This window comes from Chamaesiphon sp. VAR_69_metabat_338, from assembly GCF_031423935.1.
Classification (GTDB): domain Bacteria; phylum Cyanobacteriota; class Cyanobacteriia; order Cyanobacteriales; family Chamaesiphonaceae; genus Chamaesiphon.
In genome coordinates, this window is the sequence record NZ_JANPGM010000652.1 from 1 (window position 1) to 6,091 (window position 6,091).

Annotated in this window: 5 protein-coding genes; 4 read left to right on the forward strand and 1 reads right to left on the reverse strand. The window is 48.2% G+C overall.

What is annotated here, in order from left to right; translation table 11 throughout:
* Positions 1–1,787: bifunctional (p)ppGpp synthetase/guanosine-3',5'-bis(diphosphate) 3'-pyrophosphohydrolase (locus tag RMO84_RS17945; RefSeq protein WP_310489804.1), on the reverse strand; the 1,787-nt coding region annotated here is incomplete at its 3' end.
* A gap of 347 nt (positions 1,788–2,134) precedes the next feature.
* On the opposite strand from RMO84_RS17945, the gene patD reads away from it, so the two are divergent.
* The 4 genes from patD to RMO84_RS17965 all read left to right on the forward strand — a co-directional run bounded on the left by patD (position 2,135) and on the right by RMO84_RS17965 (position 5,761).
* The gene (gene patD, locus RMO84_RS17950; protein WP_310489805.1) at positions 2,135–2,491 is read left to right on the forward strand and encodes a heterocyst frequency control protein PatD; all 357 of its coding nucleotides are present in this window, start codon (positions 2,135–2,137) and stop codon (positions 2,489–2,491) included.
* A 159-nt stretch (positions 2,492–2,650) separates the two neighbouring features.
* Positions 2,651–3,217: a zf-TFIIB domain-containing protein gene (locus tag RMO84_RS17955; protein ID WP_310489806.1), complete on the forward strand. Its 567-nt coding sequence runs from the start codon at positions 2,651–2,653 to the stop codon at positions 3,215–3,217.
* 165 nt (positions 3,218–3,382) lie between these two features.
* Complete coding sequence (locus RMO84_RS17960) at positions 3,383–5,089, forward strand: ABC transporter ATP-binding protein (RefSeq protein WP_310489807.1); 1,707 nt, start codon at positions 3,383–3,385, stop codon at positions 5,087–5,089.
* A gap of 120 nt (positions 5,090–5,209) precedes the next feature.
* A complete protein-coding gene (locus tag RMO84_RS17965; RefSeq protein ID WP_310489808.1) occupies positions 5,210–5,761 on the forward strand; it encodes a hypothetical protein in 552 nt (183 codons plus the stop codon).
* Positions 5,762–6,091: the final 330 nt, after the last annotated feature.

Consider the following 6,091-nt stretch of genomic DNA (forward strand, 5'->3'; position numbering starts at 1 on the left):
CCCGCCAGTAAATCCTCGACCGTGACGTAGTTACAACGTTGGGCGACTGTCAGCATCGGTTCCGACTTTAACAAGGCTTCTAGGCCACTTTTGCCCTGTTCTCGCTCCAATAATTCCCGCCCTCGGGCGACATTTTCATCGCGGTGCGATCGCTTATACCATTGGGTAATCCGGTTGCGCGCGCCGGGACTGACGACAAAGTTCAGCCAGTCGAGACTGGGGCGACTATTTTCCCGCGTAATCACTTCAACGATATCGCCATTACTGAGCGATCGCGATAGGGGTACGATTCGATCGTTGACTTTGGCTCCGGCACAGTGATTGCCGACTTCGGTGTGAATCCGATAGGCAAAGTCTACAGGTGTGGAGCCTTGGCGCAGGGAGACGACTTCACCTTTGGGGGTGAAGACATAGACATCGCGTTCGAGTAGATGATCTTTGAGATGATCGTCAAATTCGATCGCATCTTTGACATCATTTTGCCATTCTAAAAGTTGACGCAGCCACGCGAATTTTTCGTCAACGTCCGTCCGTCTGCTGCTGTTAGTGGTAGCTTTGCCAGTGACTTCTGCTGTTTCAGTGCCCGATTTATCAGCTTTAGCGGCTTCTTTATATTTCCAATGTGCGGCAATGCCATATTCCGCAACATGATGCATTTCGAGCGTCCGAATCTGGACTTCTAGGGGTGTGCCGGTAAAACCGACGACGGTAGTGTGTAAGGATTGATAGCGGTTATTTTTGGGCAAACCAATATAATCTTTAAATCGCCCTGGAATTGGTTTGAAGGCATCATGAATTTCGGCTAGAGCCAGATAACATTCATGGTTTGACTCGACAATAATTCTAATCGCCGTTAGGTCGTAAATTTCGCTAAATTCCTTCTTTTGGTAGCGCATCTTTTGATAGATGCTGTAGAGGTGTTTTGGTCTACCACTGATATCGACATATTTAATATTGGCACGATCGAGCCGGTGGCGGATCATCTCAGTAACATTGGCAATTCGGCCTTCTCTAGCCGTCCGTTTCTCCGCGACCAGATCTTGAATCCGGTGATAGTCTTCAGCTTCAATGTATTTGAATGAAAGATCTTCTAACTCCCACTTGATCCGACCCAATCCCAATCTGTCGGCTAAGGGTGCAAAAATATCGCGAGTTTCTTGAGAGATGGCTTGCTGTCGCTCGATCCGTAAATGATCGAGGGTGCGCATATTGTGCAATCTGTCGGCTAACTTTACTACGATCACCCGAATATCTTGCGCCATGGCAATAAACATCCGGCGAAAATTCTCTGCTTGCTGCTCTTTTTTGCTGGAAAATTCAAACTTAGATAACTTAGTCACGCCTTCGACTAAATGTGCCGTTTCTTGACCGAATCGCGACTCAATGCCCTCGATCGTAATCGGCGTATCTTCAACCACATCGTGCAAAAATCCCGCCGCAATCATCGCTGCACCACCACCTAAATCGCGTAACAATCCAGCTACCGCGATCGGGTGACAAATGTACGGCTCGCCGGATTTCCGCTTTTGATCGCCGTGCAATTCGTAGGCAAATTTAAAAGCATTTTTGATTAATTGCCGATCGAGATTCTCCAGGGGAGAGGCTTCTGCGCCGGCAGAGGCTACGCCAACGCCAACGACTGGGGTATCGGCAGTCGGCACTTCATTCAAACACTGTTGCAACCAATCGGGAATGTCGCAGTTGTATACTACTGGTTGACCATCGGGGTCGGCGACGATGGCTAGGTCGGTAACATCTTCAGGAGAGATCGAGATTGGAGTAGTCATAGCTTCAAAGAATAAAATAAAAAATTAGTTAATATTTAAAAAGCTGCCAGTCAAACCAGCCGTGACTCAATATTTTTAGGCGGAATAGCTCGATCGAGTCGATGCAACGATCTCGGCAATATTTTGGAGCTATCCGATCTCGATCTGCGAGATTGAGTTTATTAATGGATGACGATCGAGCAAAGAGCTGGCTGACACGAGCGAGAGTGCAATCTCGATCTGAAGTTTAAGGACAATTAAATGTAGTGAGAATTTACCGCCAATTACGGGGCGAGCCAGTAGCGTTGCGATCGAGAAGATGAAGTGTAAAATTATTTACATGATATTCTATTCTATCTAAATTTTTTATGTTGCCTTCAGCACAGATTTTAATGTGGCAACAATTATATACCCACCTTACCAACTTGCCCACCGCATCCTCGGCGGACTTAAAAGCTAGTCTGAGTGAAACGATCGAGTTATTCGAGGCGGCACTGCAAGAGCAGGATCTCGATGCCATGCCAGATGCGATCGCTGGTAAAATGCAATCTTATCTCACCGAAAGCCGTCGGCTGCTGCGCTTACTGCCGATCGATGCGATGTTAATGGCGGCAGCTCGCACTCCGAGTACCAGCCAATCTCGCCAGCAGGCATATCAGGAGAAATTAAACGTATTATTGCAATATTGCCAAGCCGCGATCGATCTATGGCAATCGCTCACATAATCGATCGAGTTCGATGTCAATATTGGACATGATGAAGATTAAACTAGAGGTTTACTTCACCAGCAATAATGCCAAAAGTGAAGCTCTTCCGGTCGGCAGGGAACCGCTAACGCGCTCGCCCCGACTAGTAACTAGCAAGTAGCACCTGATTTTTTAAAGATGGATTGTCCTAAATGTAGATCTGAGTTAGCAAATGGGATTCTCAGCGATCTGCTGCTGACAAAACATTGTCCCGAGTGCGGTGGCGAATGGATTTCCGGTCGTAAATATCAAGCCTGGAGATCGGAACGTCCCGCCAGCAGTACTAGCCACGATCCGATCGTTCAAAATTACAATTTGCCCTATCCGCCCAGCCCATTTGATACCAAAACGGCCAATTGCCCCGAATGCAGATCGATTATGGCTAGAGGCAAGATCGCCCTCAAGCAACCATTCTATGTCGAACATTGTCTGGCTTGTGGCGGAATTTGGTGCGATCGCGGCGAGTGGGATATCCTCGAACGATTGCAGATCCATACCAATATCCCGCAGATTTTTTCTGGAGCTTGGCAAGCTCAAGCTCGTGCCACTCACTTAAATACTCTCGAACGTCAAGCTGTGATTGATAAAGTTGGCGTCGAAATGGCTCAGCGAGTCTTCGAGCTAGCTGATATCCTCGTCAAACATCCCAATGGCGACTTTGCCGCAGCTTATTTGATGCGACGATTCGATCGCGATCGGAGTTAGGGGGTAGTTGGGAGTTGGGAGTTGGGAGTTGGGAGTGAATAGTAAATAGTAAATAGATCTGCCTGTCTTCCCCTGCCACCCCGTTTCTCAGTCTCTCTGTGTTCCTGTCACCTCGTCCCCCAGTCTCCCCGTCCCCAATCCCACAATCCACAATCCCCAATCCCCATGCCACAGACCCTACTAGACGTTCGCAATCTCTGGGTTTCTTATCCACAATCGTCATCGCGACAGCAGGCTGTCAAGGCGATCGATAAAGCCGACACTTACGCGATCGAAGATGTGTCATTTCAACTGGCTGCGGGTGAAAAGATTGGCTTTGTGGGCGAGTCGGGCTGTGGTAAATCGACGCTGGGTAAAGCCATCATGCGATTGTTGCCGCCACAATCGCGGATTGAGGGTCAAATCTTATTTGAGGGGCAATCCGTGCCGGATCTGAATCCCGAGGCCATCCAGAGATTTCGGGGTGAGACGGTGGGTTTAATCTTCCAAGATCCGATGACGCGGCTCGATCCGTTAATGACCATTGGCAATCACTGCTTGGAAACCCTCCAAGCTCACGAACCCCGACTGACCAAGCAACAAGCCAAACAACGCGCGCTAGACACCCTTGCAGCCGTCAAAATTACGGCAGACCGCTGGCATCAGTATCCCCATGAATTCAGCGGTGGGATGCGCCAGCGGGTGGCGATCGCGTTAGCTTTGCTACTCAATCCCAAACTGATAATTGCTGACGAACCGACGACGAGTCTCGATGTCCGCGTCTCAGCGGAAATCCTCCAAGAATTGACGCGGCTGTGCGCCGAACGGCAGATGGGGTTATTGCTAATTTCTCACGATCTGGCAACGATCGCGACTTATTGCGATCGCATTGTGGTAATGAATAAAGGCCGTAAAGAAGAAGAAGGGACGGTCGAACAGATTTTTGGCAATCCGCAAGCACTATATACGCAAACCCTGCTCCGGGCGGCTTTACATATTCAGGCAGATCGCGAACAGCCAGCAAAAGTTGACGATCCAGACGTCGAAAATAGTTCGGTACTTACCAAGCAACAAGTCCCGATCTTGACAGTCGATCGACTCCAAAAATATTACACGATCGAGACTAGCTTTTTGCAGCGGCTATTTACTAAAGCCCAGACAAAAATCGTCAAGGCTGTAGACAATATCCAGCTCGAACTCTACGAAGGCGAGATCTTTGGCCTAGTCGGCGAATCTGGTTGTGGTAAAAGCACGCTCTCGCGGACGATCCTGCAATTAATTCCGGCAACTGGCGGGACGGTGACATTTGCAGGTGAAGAACTGACGCGATTATCGCCCGCAGAAATGCGCGCCAAACGGCGAGATATGCAGATGATCTTTCAAGACCCCAGCGCATCGCTCAATCCCATGATGACGGTGGGCGAAAGTATTGCCGATCCGCTCAATATTCACCAACTCAATGCTACTCCCGCAGCTACCAGAGCGCAGGTGCTAGCGATGCTCGAACGAGTGGGTCTTAACCCCGCACCGGAATACTTTGATAGGTACCCGCGTCAACTCTCTGGCGGCCAACAGCAACGGGTGGGAATTGCCCGCGCGCTGATTACCAAGCCCAAATTAGTTATTTGTGACGAACCAGTCAGTATGTTGGATGCGACCATCCAATCCGAAGTTTTGGATCTGATGCTCGAACTCAAACGCCAAGATAATCTTACCTATCTATTTATTACTCACGATCTTTGGCTAGCAAGGTTTTTGTGCGATCGCATTGCCGTAATGAATCGCGGTCAAATCGTCGAGATGGGTCCCACTCAAGCGATTTTTAGCAATCCGCAACACCCATATACCCAGGAGCTACTAGCAGCAGCTCCACTGTTGCGGAAACAGGGTTAATCGATCGCGATTTCGGACAGACACCATCGGCCAATGCATGCTAATATGGCTCGCGATATCTAACCAATCTTAACTGTCGATCGTTAATTACATAGTTAACGAAAAACTGGGGCGCACAACATGACTACCTGGAATTTCGCTGCAAGTATTGCTAGTATTTTGTCGCTGATTTTTCATCTCAGTGGCAAAGGTTCGGCGTTGCGGCAATTTACATTACCTACTACGACAGCATTAGTCGGCTACACGATCGGGGTAAATCATGCGGATGTAGAACAGGTATCTAGCTTGTTGTTGCAAGATCCGCATCTGATTTTTATGTTAGTGCTGATGGTATTACTATTTACATTAACTATGTATCTAGTCGAGTCAACTAAACCGGATGCTAAAATCTCTCTGATCTTTTTAGTATTTTTAATGACGATCGCCGTACCGCAACTCATCAAAAGTTACAATGACATCGCGCCCATGGTTGCTACCCAAGATTATCTGTCTTTGGCAAGACTCAAGGAAGCCGATGGCAACACCGAAGACGCGATCAAGTATCTGCGCATTTATGGCAAGCGGGTCGAGCGAGTTGAGCTACAACAACAAGTCAACCAACGCATTGAAGGTCTGCGCAAGCAACAATTCAATCGTGAAGCTGCTACTAAAATTAAGCTCAAAAATAACTAGCTAAATCTCGAATCTATTGGCAAGGAGGCAGATGGCAATACCGAAGACGCGATCGGGTAGCCGCACATCTGTGGCAAGCGAGTCGAGTAGAGATCTGTAGGTTGGGTAGAGGAACGAAACCCAACATCTTCACAATCGATTGTTGAGATGTTGGGTTTCATTCTTCAACCCAACTACAACTTAATTTCAACTCGATCTCGATCGATCGACGATCTTGAAATTCTGTAGATTGTAGATGGTGTATCTTCACTAGCGACCATCTACAGCTTTGTCAAAAATTAGGAGTTTATCGACTCACACCTTAGAGTCGATCGAAGTCAGGAAACGGGA